This is a genomic window from Microcoleus sp. PH2017_09_SFU_O_A (assembly GCF_020738625.1).
GTDB lineage: Bacteria > Cyanobacteriota > Cyanobacteriia > Cyanobacteriales > Microcoleaceae > Microcoleus.
In genome coordinates, this window is record NZ_JAEQCF010000071.1 from 1 (window position 1) to 14,444 (window position 14,444).

Here is a 14,444-nt window from a genome sequence, read left to right on the forward strand (position 1 = left end):
AACCAGGGGCAAATAGTCTCGTGCGATCGCCCGAGTTGCGGACAAAGCTACCCAAATAGTCAAGGATGGGTAGCTTTGTCCATAAATTAAGTTACAGTTCCTAACCCTGGGCTTTCACTTTTTGGCCGCAGGTGTGGCTGTGGGAGAAACGCCCCTGTTTATTACTTTAGGAGAACCGGAAGCGCAATTGCGCGCCAATGCCGAAACTCTCGGTTTTGACATGGAGGCGATGGCCTTCCTCGATTTGAGCCCCTCCTCAGAATTTTTTACCGAAGTTCAAACCTACGACATTTTCTCGCCGTCGGAGGTGGAACGAGAACCGACTACACAAAAGATTATCGATCGAGTCCAAGCTGTCAATTTCTACTCTGCTGCGCCGCTGCGAATCGGTTAACATCCCGGTTGGGGCGATGATGGCACAAGGAAGTCTTTAGGTGATACCTGTGGAACCTTTGCTGTATTCGCCGGATCAGTTTGCGAGTATGGTACGCCAAGAGGTGGAACAGGAAAAGACGCGGATTGTGATGATTGACAGTATTTATGGCTATCAGATTTCGATGCGCGGGCAAGATTTGGTGAATAATTTGCACGCTTTGTGCAAGTATCTCAAGAATATGGGAGTCACGGTGATCTTGATTAATGATGTTCTGCTGCTGGGTCGAGCTGAGTCAGGAAAAATGGCGCTTTGTTTGCTACCGCTAGACTTGGCAAAGTTTTGTAAAGAGTTGGTATCGGAATTTCAGAACAGCCTGAAGTTGAAACCTCAAAACGATCCGGTGACGCTGATTTTTGTGAATCAGTGTCAATCGGCGATTGCCTGTTTGGAGGCTAGCTTGCTGCGGCGCATTCTCAGCAATTTGCTGTCTAATGCTATTAAGTATTCTCCTCCGAATACCGAAGTAGTTTTTGAATTAAAACTAACTGAAACCGAGGCTGTTTTTTAGGTGCAAGATGCCGGAATTGGCATACCTTTGGCAGACCAAGAACGGCTGTTTGATTCATTTTTTCGTGCGAAAAATGTCGGTATAATTCCCGGTACAGGACTGGGGCTGAGCATTGTTAAAAAATGTGTGGACTTGCACGGCGTCGAAATTGCGTTGAGCAGTGAAGAAGATGTCGGTAGTAAATTTACCGTAACGCTGCCGCTCGCAAAACTGGAAGAAGAGCAACTGTCGCCTGCAACGCCTTAAACTAGATGCAGGCACGATCTTGAGATATTCAGTATGGAAATCGCAGATGTAATCGCGCTAGTCCATCCGGCGATCGCAGTAGCGCTAGTTTTCAAATGGTTTGTAGTAAGGACTTTAGTCCCCTAACTTTTATGAGGACTAAAGTCCTCACTACAAACATTTTTTATGAGTGCAATCAAAGTTCTATAGGAGCAATGGCATTTAATAGCTCTTCTAGGATAAACCGCAGCAAGGATTGAGTTGCCAATATTAAACCCAATCGGGCTTGGGCGAGTTTTGGCTGTTCTGTTTTGACTTCGCCCCAAATTCGGCACTGGCTGTAAAAAGTCTGAAATGCAGCGCTCAAACTATTGGCTAATTTGAAATAATTAACAGGTTTTTCGGGTTGATTTGCCTCAAAAACCGGAGCTAAACAGTCTAGCACTGCGATCAGTTCCGAAATTAAACTGCGTTCTGCTGGAGCTACTAATAGCAGCCGACGATCGCCCTCGTCAACCCAAGGAATAGGATTTGGGGCCGCCAGCGACCAAATTTGCGGCGCTGTGGTGACATCCGGCTGTGCGATCGCAATTAACCGATCGCGATCGGCCATTCGCAGCAGGGAACAGCAGCGTGCGTGGCTGTACTGAATCGGAAACAGCCGATCGGCGGATATAACAGGAGATAAAGTGCGATATTCTGGAACAGGGAGGGGAATTTGAGCTAATCGCTGCAACCAGAAAGCTAAACCCGCATCAGTCAGCTCTAGCTCAATTATTCCTGACGGTGCGACTTGAACGGCGAAATCTGGACAACACAGCGGCTTGAGAATTTCAGCCAACTGTGCGGCGATCGCCTGCGGTGTCTGGTCCCAAGTTGCAGCCCATTTCAGGGCGATCGCAGACACGTACACCACCCGCTCCCTATTTTTAGCCCGATTTAACGGAATTTCGCTCGTTGTGCCTTGCTCTTCGATCGCGAAGAGAAACCTTAAGAGCAAAAAACACTTCACTGTAACTTCCGGGCACTGGGATATATTTAATGTATCCATATCGGCTATTCTTGCAGTAAAAGTGCCTAGAGACTGTTACCACTTGCGCTATCTTTGTACGTTAAACTGCTGATGTCAAAGGTAGTCGATCGGCTCGCCCGGGCGAGTTCACATCGAAGGAATGGGCTTTCTAGCGATTTTTGGGGTAAATATACAATAATTTACGATCGACTCATTGCCGAATTCTACCATTTTCATGTATTTTTTGCTACATTGAGTTTTTAGGTGAAACTGAGAAGAGTCAGCACAGTTAAGAAGCGTGTCAGCTCAATGGGGGGTTGGTTGTCTCACTTAGTATCGCAATGCAGGCAAAAGCTGTTTTTCTCACTAACTAAATATATCCCAGAGCCTCACTTATGCAATCAACTTCCACACCTCTAGAAACGATCGATCGACCGTTTATCACCTGGCAGCGAATTATCGACTGGGCCCAGGAACACTACCGCTGCCGGACTTTTAGCAAAGACGAGAAGATTCCCGCCAGACCCGGACTGCTCTATTTAGTCCAGAAAGGTTCTGTGCGGCTCGTCGGTAGCGCTCAAGTTAGCGCCGCTGCAACAAAGTCCAAATCCGTTTCCAAAACTACAGAAGAAGCTTTTTTGGGCTTCGTCGGCGCCGGTCAGCCCTTTGAACTGGTTGCTCAGTCTCCCTTTACGCTCCAAGCTTACGCCCACGCCGATCACACTCACGTAGTGTGGATGTACTGGCACGATTTGGATAATTGGCCTCACTTCCGCCGGGAAATTTTGGATGCGTTTCGCTACCAGCACCAGCGAAAGCTTCTCTGGCTCAGCACTTTGGGACAGCGCCGGACGATCGACAGATTGCTGGGTTTTCTCACTTTGTTGATCGAAGAGTTCGGCGAACCCTACGTAGGTGAGGGAGAACCGGATGTGGTTCGGGGCTATCGGCTGCCTTGGGCCTTGACTCACGCTCAAATTGGCAGCGCCATCGGCTCGACGCGGGTAACGGTGACGCGGCTGATGGGCAAATTGCGATCGAAAGGTTTGATTAATACTGAGGATGATAATTTAATCTGTTTGCCTGCTAAGGCTACTCCCCAAAAGACAAAAAATCAAAAGCAGGATGTAGAAGCATTCCTCGAAGACGATCTCGAAGACGATCTCGATGAAGATTTCGACGATTCTCTCGATGACGATCTCGAAGAATCTGCATAAAATCCTGCGGGTGATTGCTAACAGCACTTAGCTATTATAGTATGGCTGTTTTCTTCTTGCTTCTTGCTTCTTCGGTGTACGATGAGTTTTGTAAACTTTTCTCGTTCTCGAATGGTGCGAATGATGTCGGACAAGCAAAAATCTCCAATCCCGAACAATCAGCAACGGGTGGTATTCTGCGACTTTGACGGCACGATAACTGTTGAAGAAACTTTTGTGGCAATGCTCAAGCATTTTGCACCGGAATTGTCGTCTCAACTGATGCCGGAAATGTACGCGAGAAGGATCAGTTTGCGCTCGGGAGTGCGGCAGTTACTAGAGTCTATTCCCTCGGAATGTTATGGGGAAATTGTGGAATTTTCTAGGGGACAACTGATGCGGCCGGGATTGGTGGAATTGCTGGATTTTTTGGACGCGCAAAGGGTGGATTTTGCGATCGTTTCGGGCGGCCTGCGGGTTATGGTAGAGACGGTTATGGGTGATTTGGCACACCGGGCGATCGCAATTTATGCTGTAGATGTGGACGCTAGCGGCCCTCACTTGCAAGTCAATTCTGAGTTTGAAGGAGATACAGAATTGGTATCTAAGGTGCGAGTGATGGCGCAGCACCCAGCCCAGGAACAGGTGGCCATCGGAGATTCGCTGACGGATTTTAACATGGCTTTGCAGGCGAACTCGGTGTTTGCGCGCGATCGGCTTGCCGAATATCTAGACGAACAGCAAAAGCCGTATACTAAATGGGATAATTTTTTTGACGTGTTGGAAAATTTATCCCAGCAATGGAATTGCAACTAAACTATTGGCCAAACAGGGCATAGGGCATAGGGCATGGGGCATGGGGCATGGGGCATGGGGCATGGGGCATGGGGCATGGGGCATGGGGCATGGGGCATGGGGCATGGGGCATGGGGCATGGGGCATAGGGCTGCGGTATGTGTATTAGACTTGAATTGCAAAAATCGGAAAACACCCTGAAATTATCTGCGTTTATCTGTGTTTATCTGTCTGACATCTGCGGTTGAAGGATCGATCGAAGACTTATGCAATCTTGTCTATTGGTAAAGTGCGCGTTGCACACCCTGCACTTAGATATGCCAGCACAATTCCTATTAACGTAAAAGGTAGATAAAAAACTGAGGATTAGTAGAGAATGAGTGAGGATGTGAGATCGGATTTAATTGTAGCAGCCAAACATTTTTACGATCGCGGTTGGATGGCTGGGACTGCTGGCAATCTTTCAGCCCGCTTACCAGACGGCAGTTTTTGGATTACTGCTAGCGGCCGCCAGAAAGGGCAGTTAACCCCTTCAGATTTTATCAGAATGAGCTCCGAAGGCGCGATCGTCGAACAACCCGTTCCAGACAGCCGCCCTTCCGCCGAAACCAGCATTCACTTAGCCGTTTACGATTGTTTTCCAGGCGCTAAAGCTTGCTATCACGTACACTCAATCGAGGCAAATTTAGTTTCTCGGCTAACAGCAGATGATTCAGTGCCTTTACCTGCGATCGAAATGCTGAAAGGTTTGGGGGTGTGGGAGGAAAACCCACAGGTGGCGATACCCCTATTTGCAAATTATTTAGAAGTGCCTAAAATAGCCAAGGAAATTTGTGAATATTTCGCCGTTTGTGTACCCTCTGTACCCGCGTTGTTAATTCGCGATCACGGCATCACAGTCTGGGCAGACTCAACCGCCGCCGCCTACAATTATGTAGAAATTGTAGAATATATTTTTCGCTACACCCTCGCAGCCAGCCAATTAAACTTAAATTTGAGATGTTAGATTGGGCCAGTCTCGGACGCAAAATCTAATATTTCTAGGGCGTGCAGAGGCGCAGCTTGCCACTAAATATCGCGTCCAACCAGTTTTTTAGTCCGGGACTTTCATTCAGTTGACAGTTGACAGTTGACAGTTGACAGCGACCTCTACGCTTAAGTCCGAGGATTGGAGTAATGAATAGTCTGATTTTAATTTCTCCCGGGCTTGGGGCTTTCAACCAATTCTTTCTGGTAACGAACTAGCAAATATCGAGAAAAGGCAAAAACATGGCTAAATATACCCGAGTTTTATCGATAGATGGAGGCGGAATTAGAGGGATTATCCCCGCGCAAATTGGAGTCACCCTAGAGTCAAAGCTACAACAAAAAAGCGGCAACTCAGATGCCAGAATAGCTGACTATTTTGATTTAATCGCCGGCACGAGTGCGGGAGGAATTTTAACCTGTCTCTATTTGTTTCCGGATGCAAAAAATTCCAGCAGGCCTCAGTGGACTGCCCAAGACGCGGTTAATTTTTCGATCGATAGTGGCATCGACTTTTTTCAAAGTTCATTTTTGAAAACACTCGAATCTCTAGACGGTTTGATAGATGAGAAATATCCGAGCGATGCGTTAGAAAAATTCTGTTGGCAAAACTTCAAAGATTGCAAACTCAGCCAACTCCTGAAACCTTGTTTAATTTCCAGTTACGATGTCGAAAGGAGAAAAGCTCATTTTTTCAATCAAATAGATGCTAAAAAATATCCAGCAGCAGACTATTTTCTCAGAGATATCGCCAGAGCCACATCTGCTGCTCCCTCTTACTTTGAACTTCCCAAAATCTACTCTTTGACAAACGAATCCTATGCTTTAATTGACGGAGGAGTATTCGCCAACAATCCCGCACTTTGTGCCTATGCCGAAGTGAGAAATAAATTAAGAATTCCCGAGACTCGCTCCGACAAAGGCCCGACAGCAAAAGATATGGTAATTTTATCGCTGGGGACGGGACAAGCTCAGAAAAAATTCCCCTACGAGGAAGTGAAAAATTGGGGTAAAATTGAGTGGGTTCAGCCTTTGATTAATATCATGATGACGGGAGTTGCTGAAACTATAGATTATCAAATTATCCAAATTTTTGATGCCATTGACAAACCCAATCAATATTTGAGAATTTCTCCAGATTTAAGCCACGAACCACGACTGCCGATTGATGATGCCTCGGCAGAGAAAATATCAACTCTGGTGAGAATTGGCAAGGAGCAAGCCCAAAAGTATAATGAAGAGTTGGATAAGTTTATCGACTTGTTGCTTGCCGAGTAATCAATAGAAATTAATTCTTTGGTACGTAGTTGCGCTTCAGCGCTCTTAGCTTATATTATAAAGAGCGCGCTTTGTGCAACTGCATACCTTTTGTATAAGTTACCAACCGCAGGGCTGGCAGACTTAAAAAATATATAGCCTTTCTCAAAAAGATGAGGTATAACAGACAGCTCATATAACTACTAAACTTAGGGGGCTAAAGCCCAACAACGTACCTCATTTTTGTGATAACCGCTATATGTTGACAAATTGTGCAATAATTGCTGTACAATTGGCGAAAATCTCAGTAGTGGCAGTGCTTCGCCGTATTTGCAATTAATCGCCAGCAGTCAGTCATTGGTTAAAAATTACCAAAAGCGCGATCGACATTTAGATGAAACCTTAAAGAACAGGTGGTTTCAGCGTTTTTTAGTGACGCTGTTCCTAGGTGGCCAAGTCTTGCTGCGCCTACTCCAAGGCAAAATTGACCGCCGCAAAATCATGGAACATTTAACAACAGTAGGCTTGGATTCTTTGCGCTCCGTGCTGCTAATAGCCTTTTTTGCAGGCATGATTTTTACTGTTCAATCCGCGAGAGAATTGATTCGGTTTGGGGCGGTTGGGGCGGTGGGAGGTGCTTTTGCAGTGGCATTTTGCCGCGAATTAGCACCAGTTTTAACGGCGGGCGTGGTGGCGGGACAAGTAGGTTCTGCCTTTGCCGCAGAGATAGGAGAAATGCAGGTGACGGAACAAATAGACGCCCTGTATATGTTGAGAACAAATCCCGTTGATTATTTGGTAGTCCCGAGGGTGATAGCTTGCTGTGTCATGTTGCCGATTTTAACAATTTTTTCGGTGGCGGTGGGGATTTTGGGCGGGTTGTTTGTGGCGGTTAATTTTTATGAGTTGGAACCTTCGGTATTTTTGGAATCGGTGCGGACTTTTTTGGGGCCTTGGGATTTAGTAACTGTGGCGATTAAGAGTGTAATTTTTGGGTTGATAATTGCGCTTGTCGGTTGCGGTTGGGGGTTGACGACGGCGGGCGGAGGGAAGGGGGTAGGCCAAGCTGCAACGGCGGCGGTGGTGACTTCTTGGGTGTTTGTTTTTGTGGCGGATTTCTTTTTATCGTTGTTGATGTTTCATGAGTTGGGGATTACTAGAAGCGGAGGGTAATTGTTGTTAGAAAATTCGGCGTTGAAACCGCGTCTATACAGCGGGGGGGTAATTGTTGTTAGAAAACTCGGCGGTTGAAACCGCGTCTATACAAACGAAACCTGCCTCCGCAGGTTGAAGAAATAACTACATAAATTAAGTTCGTAGTGAGGACTTTAGTCCTTCTTCATGGCGCCGGAATATAAGGAGGGCGATAAACTCGAATTGCTTGAATAGGAACTGTCCCGTCTGTTTCGGGGACGATTTCGAGGATGTGTTTGGAGTTGCTCAAATTCTGAGCCAATGTTGTAGGATATTCGCGACTTGAATCTGCAATTTGTGGCGGAATGTATGAATCAACAAACATCGGCTTAACTTGCCACGAAATCTCAAAGCCTTTCGGAGTAGGCTTTTTCGAGTATTCATAGGCATTTTGCAGCCACCAGTTTCTCGGTTCGATCGCGACGCGGCCCGATTTTGAAACAAACATTTTGTCGTTGGTACCGCTGCCGTCGTAACCTGTTTGAGAACCTACTACGTCAAATTTAAACTTGGTAGCATCGCTGTTAATCTCAGTGATTGTAGCTTTCCAATCTTCGACGATGAGCGGTTTTTGATTGGATACTTCGATGATTGCTGGCCAACCGACGCCGAGAGTAATGCTGGGTCTGGTGATGCTGTAAAGTTCGGGAAATTCTGAGGGTTTTTTGCCGTCGATCGCAATTTTAGCAGAAATTGCCTTGCCGTTGAAGCTTCGATCGGCGATCGCATCTATCCGATTTCCTTCAAACTCCAAAACTAACTTGCCATCCTGCCACTTAACATCAGTACCCACTGTATAAGTTTTGACTAAATTCTGCTGCGCTGTTTGAGGAGAACTTGGGTTGTATCGCAGGTAGGGTTTAATGAGAGCAGCTAGCAGAAAATTCCCCCAAGCGTTGAGGTGAATGCTGTCGCTCAATAGCTGTTTTGGCTGCAAGCGATTGTCTGTCAGATACCTGCGCCAAGGTGCGCGGATTTCCGCGATTTCGCAGCCGTATTTATTTGCCAACTCAGGCAACCATTTGGTAGAATGAGTGTTGTGCCATTCGTAGCCTTTGACTTCATTTTCATTGTCGTTTTTACCTGTCGGAATCCAGGTTATGTGGTCTGAATGCAAGAGTATTTCGCTAGTAGTGCGGCGGCGGACATTGGCAATTATCGCTTCGTAATCTTCCTCACCTCCGTAGACGTGGAAAATCAGCAAGTCTGGATAAAAAGGATACAAATCATGTTCGCTGGGACGGATTAAAATAGACGAGGCAAAGCCTCCGATTGCGCGATTTTCCACAATCAAATCTGCATCGGGAAATCGCTTTTTTAAGTCCTGCACTACATCTTGCCACCAATCTTGCTGAGTGATGGATTGACCGTAAAATAGGATGCGTACTTGGTGGCGTTCTGTGGGAGTGCTGGTTGCAAGTAACCCCATTGTTCGTTGAATTCCCGCTCCAAAACTAGCATTATTTGCAAGAGGAGCGGGCGGGGGAAATGGGGTGGCGACGGCTATTTTTTTGAGAGCCGGAACTAACAGGAAGCTCAAACACAACAAAAGTAGCCACCAGTATCTATAAATCTGGGAGTTTATGCTATTTTTCGGCCGTTTTGCCATTGTTTGATTTTTCCGTTATCTAAAACTTACCAGAAATAATTGGTTGAAAGCCTCTCACGAGTGAGGGAGAAATTAAAATCAGACTATTCATTACTCCAATCCTCTTCCTTCTAGCTAGAGGTCGCTCTCAAACTGTCAACTGTCAACTGTCAACTGTCAACTGTTGAACCCTAACTAGCAAGAGTAGCTGTAGGCTGTGCAATGCGAACCTTCCGAGAGCTTGTATGGTAGATGAGAATGCGGACTTCACGAGTAGCTTTCGGCTGTACAGTGCGCGCCTTACGAGTTGCTTGTTGATTCTTGATTCTGCTATATTAACAAATATACTGCGACAAAAGATGATATAATATTTGCTGATTAATTGCAAGAACTCGATCGCACGTCAAATGGATTACAAAACAGCCCGCAGTTTTCTGATCGACCAAGGAACCGCCCTGGAAACCAAGAAAAATCCCGACGCCTTCCTGATGCGCCTCAAAGAAGGCCAGCCACCCGTACCGGGACAGGTGACATCGATTTTATTAGCTTTAAAAATATTGTTTGAAGGGCTTCAAGAATCTCCAATGCTCGATCGCCAATTAATCTCGGCCCTCCATTTACTCTCCGCAGACAGTTTGCTGCAATTTGAAGCAGGACGGGCCAGAGGAGTTTCTTGGCCGCCCCTGCTGAAAGAAGACTTAAATAGAATTGCGATCGGAGTCAAGAATATCTTTTCGGGAGTCTGGCAATAATTAGCTAAGTCAACTCCCGACGTTCAACAAGAGAAATTGTCAAACTCTACTCGCGAAAGCTTTCTAGGGATGCTAAAAGAGCGGGAAGTCCCGCCAGGGAGGCCGATACTAAAGCCTCATCTTTATACACTCGCGATCGGACTCTGCGGATATTTTTAGCAGCCGAGGTTGTAGAGCCTCGCATCTCCCTATTGCTGGTTTCGACTAGCCCTAAATGTCTGGTTTCTCGGTTCAGGCAAAACATAGCTGTATCCTTATTTGATCCGTAGAGCCTCCAAATTTCTCGGGGCTTGCTCAATATTTATATTGTTACTCGGATTGGTAATAGGGATGAAACCATGAAATAATTATTCACGATAGTCAGGGATCGAGTTAAACTGTATCATAACTCTTATCAAACTCCATCGCAAATCTTATTAATTTGTTACAGAAAGTGTTTGTTTAAGCCGATCGCCCGCTGCGACACAGACACTAGCGGGTGTATCTCAGTTTTGCATTTGTAGTAGTGCGAGCTTAAGAGCTCGCGTATTGTACAATACGCGAGCTCTTAAGCTCGCACTGTAAAAAAAATGCTTTTTGCAAAAATGAGATGCTCCCGACACTAGCTACATGAGACAGTCATGCCTGTCACCGCATAAAATCTCCGGCAACAGGCCTTACTGCCCCGATAACTCCCCCCCACGATCGCCAACAAACTCTTCGTAGTGATGACTTTAGTCCTAATATGCGGACTTAAGTCCGCACTACGAACCTATTTGATATAACGGGTGCATCTCTGTTTTGCATTTGTAGTGCTGTCCCCGCTCGCGTGCTATATATAGCACGCGAGCTCTTAAGCTCGCACTGTAAAAAAAAATGCTTTTTCCAAAAATGAGATGCTCCCGATATAACTCCCTAAGAACCAGCATTTGCCAATTCTTCTCGCAGCACTTTCTGGTAGACTTTCGGCAAACTTGAACTCATAGAATTGTTCTCAATTCCATATCCCAAACTCGTCCAAGTTCCCGACAGCATCCGCAAAACATCAGTTAATCTTTCCTGCCGCAACATCTCAGGAATATCGGCTTTCCAAAATTTGCGATCGCTCAACCAAGCATAAACCACAGCATCTTGATATTCCGGTTCAAAACTGTAATCTTGCCACAATACAAAATTACCAGGCTTTGGATGATAGCGCTTCGCTTTATCTTTCCAAGTTGAAGTCAAAAATTGATACCTACCAGCAGCCGTAGTACATTTGCCAACATTCGGGCCGTTAACAATCTTCACGCACCAGTCAGGATGACGGCTCAAATCTAATACATATTTTCCGCCGTAAACAACGTGATAAGGCCGAGAAACATTGGACTCGCTAGCAGAAATAGTCCGCATCAAAGCTCGAATGTAAGGATCGCCCGTTTTCATAGCCAGCGGTGGCATTTTTCTCACCTCGCTCGCAGACTGCGAAAACTGCTGATTTCCCCGCAAATTTGCTACCAAAAAAACAGCGCAGCTAATTACAGCGCCGATGACAATTATAAATCCGAGAATTTGAAGTTCCGATCGCCTCAGCAAACTTTTTTGGCGGCGGCGCAGTTTCTCGGTTTCAAATGCAGTCATTTCCATTTCGGCGATTTCGGCTAATTTTCGATCCGCCCGCATCCGCCGCACGCGAAAATCGTGTTGGTATAGCGGCGCGGCTAATAGCGTTAAACTCGATAAAGCTCCTGCCAATTTTACCAGCCAGAAATCGAATTCACCTGCGATCGCCACATTTGTGAGAGTGGAGATTCCTGCGAGCATTTGCGCCGGATCGATCGATCGCACTGACCAATAATAAATCGCCATTTGCACCAACAGCGCCAGATTGAATGCAAAAAAAATCACTACTACAGCATTCAACCCTTCTCGCAAGTGCGATCGCACTCCAGTATGCCGCCGCTTGAACTTGCGCGCCACTCGAAAGCGGCCCGGCAGCATAGTCAGCAAGGGATTGAGGATTTTGACGGCTAAAAAGTGAGCGACAAAGAACAAAGGTAACTGAATCAGCCAAGCCGCCAGCAGCAGAGCCAGAAAGCCGATATCGTCGTTGGCGAAAGGAATGCCCCTGCGAAGGACAAAACTAAAACTCTGAGCGAGAGCAAATGCCCTTAACCACGAAATCGGATAGGGGAACCAAGCTGGCCACTTGAGAGTTTTCATCATGCGGGGAAGGGGAAATTTCAATGGCGGATTGTCAAGCTCTTAAGATTTTGCCAGATTTGGCGATCGAAAAATTGGCAATTCCTCTGCGGTTTGTACTGATGGGACTTGGGCGCGGGTGCGTCAGCCGATTTGAGATTCTTCGACTTCGCTGTACAAGTTTTAGATTTTAGATACTTCGACTTCGCTGTACAAGTTTTAGATTTACCCGTAAAAAAACCCGGTTACTTTGTTCGCTACCAGGGACTAAAGAAACCGGGTTTTTTACCTAAATTGTTGGCTGTAAATGCGTATTTTCGTAAAAAAACCCGGTTTCTGGGAACCAGTACACCAGTCCTAATTCAATCAAACCACGCCAGCAAACAACTCCTCAAAACTCTTTTGCGGGGCCTCCGGCTTCGCCACAATCTCCACAACCTTGTTGCGAGAAGCAGGCTGAAACAGCGCCTCCACACAGACTTGAGCTACCTTACTGCGGGGAATGCTGCTTTCAAACATTGTGTCGGGGCCAGTCATGACGATCGCATCTGAATTATCCTCATTTTTGAGACCGCCCGGACGGACGATCGTATAAGTCAAGCCGGATTTTTGCAAATATTCCTCCGCCTGCTTCTTCCAAACCAGAATCAGCCAAAACAGATTCAGCGGGTGAAAAAACTGAGAAACGCACAGAGAAGTCACCAGCACAAAATGCTCAATTCCCTTAGCCTTAGCTGCCTCCACCAAATTTTTAGTACCCTCCAAATCCACCTTGTAAGGCGCAGTCGGGTCAAAACCCGGGGCCGCCCCCGTCGCGCACAGCAACACCGTACTATCGCCGATCGCATCGCCCAGAGAAGTGGCATTTAATACATCGCCGGTAACTAACTCTGCCTCCGGTGGTAAAATCTGCCTCGCTGTCTCTAGATTTCGGACGAGGGCACGCACTGGAATGCCACGCTTGACTAATTCTGCGACGATTCGGCGGCCAGTCTGACCTGTCGCTCCTGCTACAAATGCTTTCATAAGTCGAGTTATGCTGTTCTAGGGTAAGTTTTGTTACTATCTATTTCTCAATTGTAGGGAGGAAACTCCCCGACCACATCCCCAACCCGACTGATTGGCGTGTATTACAGGAGAGCATGTCAGGAACCTCAGCCCCAACGGCATGAGGCTTGAAAGAGAAATCGGACAAGCCATTCTGACCAGCCTAAGTCTTAACTGACTACGTTTTTTGAGTCATGACACCCTGAGATGCTTTCGCTAGTCTCTTGCTCTGTCGCTGGTGGTTAAACAGTTTTAAGGTCACTGAAACAGTGCTGCTAGCCCAACAAGCTCAGAAAACTTTGACCGACAAGCTAACATTACCCCGAAAGGGAGGCTCAATTGAGCAAAATACTATGCGTACAGGATTGGAAGATTTGAAGCGGTAATTGTCCCGTTGAAAGTGCAATACAAAAGCACCCCGAATTAACCAATCCCAAGGCGGTAGTAAATTCAAAAATGCAAAGCCGTCCTAGAAGGACGGGGTTTCTACCCATAATTTTGATGATGAAGCAGAATTCCGCTGAATATCAAACTGTTGAAGCTTCTGACGAAAATTGCTACGCAGATGCGAGTTTCAGACAGCCCGAAAGTGCAGGTGCGGATGCAGGCGAGGAAGTTGAGCCGATTTGGTTTCACACCCACTTTGAAGACAGCATGGAGATGTACGCCGATGCTGCAACGGTGGCCGAGCATTTCAACAATCACAAGACTTGGTTTTGTCAGTGCGCTGCGCCAATGAAGGCCCAGCCGATCGGCGAAAACGGCTACGATCTATTAATCGGTCGTTTTGGGGCCTTCGGCTACCGAGTTGAAGCAAGAATTGGTTTAGAGTTGCTGCCGCCTGACGCTGAAGGCTGCTATTTGATTCAGACTATCCCGGTTCCGAATTATACCTCGCCCGGATATGAAGTGGATTTTCGATCGGCAATGAAGCTTGTGGAAATACCGTCTGACGAGTTTGCCGCCGATTGGCCTGCATCGCAACGCGCCCAGCTACCGCCTGCGATTACCAGCGCTACCTGGAAGCTGGATTTAGCTGTAGGGGTTTGCTTTCCCAAGTTTATTCGATCGATGTCTCAACCTCTCATTGAAAAAACCGGCGATGCGCTTTTGGAAAAAATCATCAAACAAGTCAACCGCCGCTTGACATATAAAACTCAGCTTGTTTTCCATGAAAATTTAGGAATTCCCTTTCCCAAAAACCCGAAGAAACACTAACAAAAAAACGCTCGCGGTTGAAACCATAGC

At 46.6% G+C, this 14,444-nt stretch carries 16 protein-coding genes; 11 read left to right on the top strand and 5 right to left on the bottom strand.

The window, feature by feature from the left end:
- Positions 1-139 precede the first annotated feature (139 nt).
- From JGK16_RS23780 to JGK16_RS23790, 3 genes are read left to right on the top strand one after another with little or no spacing between them, the layout of a single operon-like run.
- A complete protein-coding gene (locus JGK16_RS23780) occupies positions 140-394 on the top strand; it encodes a hypothetical protein (protein WP_293184570.1) in 255 nt (84 codons plus the stop codon).
- Between the two features lie 49 nt (positions 395-443).
- On the top strand, positions 444-944 hold the full coding sequence (locus tag JGK16_RS23785) for a hypothetical protein (protein WP_293203436.1): 501 nt from the start codon (positions 444-446) through the stop codon (positions 942-944).
- Positions 945-1,190, top strand: coding sequence for an ATP-binding protein (locus JGK16_RS23790; RefSeq protein ID WP_293184566.1), 246 nt, complete (start codon positions 945-947; stop codon positions 1,188-1,190).
- A gap of 175 nt (positions 1,191-1,365) precedes the next feature.
- Here the strand turns inward: JGK16_RS23790 and JGK16_RS23795 are convergent, their stop codons facing one another.
- The gene (locus tag JGK16_RS23795) at positions 1,366-2,220 is read right to left on the bottom strand and encodes a DALR anticodon-binding domain-containing protein (protein WP_293192761.1); all 855 of its coding nucleotides are present in this window, start codon (positions 2,218-2,220) and stop codon (positions 1,366-1,368) included.
- Positions 2,221-2,576: 356 nt separating this feature from the next.
- On the opposite strand from JGK16_RS23795, the gene JGK16_RS23800 reads away from it, so the two are divergent.
- The 5 genes from JGK16_RS23800 (at position 2,577) to JGK16_RS23820 (ending at position 7,628) form a co-directional block, all read left to right on the top strand.
- On the top strand, positions 2,577-3,398 hold the full coding sequence (locus JGK16_RS23800; RefSeq protein ID WP_293184560.1) for a Crp/Fnr family transcriptional regulator: 822 nt from the start codon (positions 2,577-2,579) through the stop codon (positions 3,396-3,398).
- Between the two features lie 222 nt (positions 3,399-3,620).
- Positions 3,621-4,193 carry a haloacid dehalogenase-like hydrolase gene (locus JGK16_RS23805; protein ID WP_293184578.1) on the top strand — a complete coding sequence of 191 codons (573 nt, stop codon included), beginning with the start codon at positions 3,621-3,623 and terminating at the stop codon, positions 4,191-4,193.
- A gap of 355 nt (positions 4,194-4,548) precedes the next feature.
- Positions 4,549-5,178 (top strand): methylthioribulose 1-phosphate dehydratase, encoded by a 630-nt coding sequence (gene mtnB, locus JGK16_RS23810; RefSeq protein WP_293184558.1) that lies wholly within the window; start codon positions 4,549-4,551, stop codon positions 5,176-5,178.
- 263 nt (positions 5,179-5,441) lie between these two features.
- A complete protein-coding gene (locus tag JGK16_RS23815) occupies positions 5,442-6,476 on the top strand; it encodes a patatin-like phospholipase family protein (RefSeq protein ID WP_293192764.1) in 1,035 nt (344 codons plus the stop codon).
- Positions 6,477-6,812: 336 nt separating this feature from the next.
- Complete coding sequence (locus JGK16_RS23820) at positions 6,813-7,628, top strand: MlaE family lipid ABC transporter permease subunit (RefSeq protein WP_293184576.1); 816 nt, start codon at positions 6,813-6,815, stop codon at positions 7,626-7,628.
- 166 nt (positions 7,629-7,794) lie between these two features.
- Here JGK16_RS23820 and JGK16_RS23825 read toward each other — a convergent pair whose 3' ends face one another.
- Positions 7,795-9,258, bottom strand: coding sequence for an SGNH/GDSL hydrolase family protein (locus JGK16_RS23825; RefSeq protein WP_293203438.1), 1,464 nt, complete (start codon positions 9,256-9,258; stop codon positions 7,795-7,797).
- Positions 9,259-9,644: 386 nt separating this feature from the next.
- Between JGK16_RS23825 and JGK16_RS23830 the strand changes: the two genes are divergently transcribed.
- Positions 9,645-9,989 carry a Dethiobiotin synthetase gene (locus tag JGK16_RS23830; RefSeq protein ID WP_293184551.1) on the top strand — a complete coding sequence of 115 codons (345 nt, stop codon included), beginning with the start codon at positions 9,645-9,647 and terminating at the stop codon, positions 9,987-9,989.
- Positions 9,990-10,035: 46 nt separating this feature from the next.
- Here the strand turns inward: JGK16_RS23830 and JGK16_RS23835 are convergent, their stop codons facing one another.
- Together JGK16_RS23835 and JGK16_RS23840 are read right to left on the bottom strand one after the other, a co-directional pair.
- Entirely contained in the window at positions 10,036-10,233 is a 198-nt protein-coding gene (locus JGK16_RS23835) for a hypothetical protein (RefSeq protein ID WP_293184548.1), read from the bottom strand.
- Between the two features lie 650 nt (positions 10,234-10,883).
- Complete coding sequence (locus tag JGK16_RS23840; protein ID WP_293184574.1) at positions 10,884-11,588, bottom strand: glycoside hydrolase family protein; 705 nt, start codon at positions 11,586-11,588, stop codon at positions 10,884-10,886.
- Between the two features lie 605 nt (positions 11,589-12,193).
- Here JGK16_RS23840 and JGK16_RS23845 point away from each other — a divergent pair.
- Complete coding sequence (locus JGK16_RS23845) at positions 12,194-12,343, top strand: hypothetical protein (protein WP_293184545.1); 150 nt, start codon at positions 12,194-12,196, stop codon at positions 12,341-12,343.
- Between the two features lie 172 nt (positions 12,344-12,515).
- Here JGK16_RS23845 and JGK16_RS23850 read toward each other — a convergent pair whose 3' ends face one another.
- On the bottom strand, positions 12,516-13,175 hold the full coding sequence (locus JGK16_RS23850; RefSeq protein WP_293184542.1) for an NAD(P)H-binding protein: 660 nt from the start codon (positions 13,173-13,175) through the stop codon (positions 12,516-12,518).
- A 525-nt stretch (positions 13,176-13,700) separates the two neighbouring features.
- Between JGK16_RS23850 and JGK16_RS23855 the strand changes: the two genes are divergently transcribed.
- Positions 13,701-14,414 (top strand): DUF1997 domain-containing protein, encoded by a 714-nt coding sequence (locus JGK16_RS23855; protein ID WP_293184572.1) that lies wholly within the window; start codon positions 13,701-13,703, stop codon positions 14,412-14,414.
- Positions 14,415-14,444 lie beyond the last annotated feature (30 nt).

Excerpts from the sequence above, each read along its gene's own strand:
- JGK16_RS23835 (WP_293184548.1), bottom strand. The coding sequence starts at position 10,233 with ATGTTTTGCCTGAACCGAGAAACCAGACATTTAGGGCTAGTCGAAACC.
- JGK16_RS23855 (WP_293184572.1), top strand. The coding sequence starts at position 13,701 with ATGAAGCAGAATTCCGCTGAATATCAAACTGTTGAAGCTTCTGACGAA.
- JGK16_RS23830 (WP_293184551.1), top strand. The coding sequence starts at position 9,645 with ATGGATTACAAAACAGCCCGCAGTTTTCTGATCGACCAAGGAACCGCC.
- JGK16_RS23845 (WP_293184545.1), top strand. The coding sequence starts at position 12,194 with ATGGCGGATTGTCAAGCTCTTAAGATTTTGCCAGATTTGGCGATCGAA.
- JGK16_RS23805 (WP_293184578.1), top strand. The coding sequence starts at position 3,621 with ATGCTCAAGCATTTTGCACCGGAATTGTCGTCTCAACTGATGCCGGAA.
- JGK16_RS23800 (WP_293184560.1), top strand. The coding sequence starts at position 2,577 with ATGCAATCAACTTCCACACCTCTAGAAACGATCGATCGACCGTTTATC.
- JGK16_RS23840 (WP_293184574.1), bottom strand. The coding sequence starts at position 11,588 with ATGACTGCATTTGAAACCGAGAAACTGCGCCGCCGCCAAAAAAGTTTG.
- mtnB (WP_293184558.1), top strand. The coding sequence starts at position 4,549 with ATGAGTGAGGATGTGAGATCGGATTTAATTGTAGCAGCCAAACATTTT.
- JGK16_RS23815 (WP_293192764.1), top strand. The coding sequence starts at position 5,442 with ATGGCTAAATATACCCGAGTTTTATCGATAGATGGAGGCGGAATTAGA.
- JGK16_RS23825 (WP_293203438.1), bottom strand. The coding sequence starts at position 9,258 with ATGGCAAAACGGCCGAAAAATAGCATAAACTCCCAGATTTATAGATAC.
- JGK16_RS23795 (WP_293192761.1), bottom strand. The coding sequence starts at position 2,220 with ATGGATACATTAAATATATCCCAGTGCCCGGAAGTTACAGTGAAGTGT.
- JGK16_RS23850 (WP_293184542.1), bottom strand. The coding sequence starts at position 13,175 with ATGAAAGCATTTGTAGCAGGAGCGACAGGTCAGACTGGCCGCCGAATC.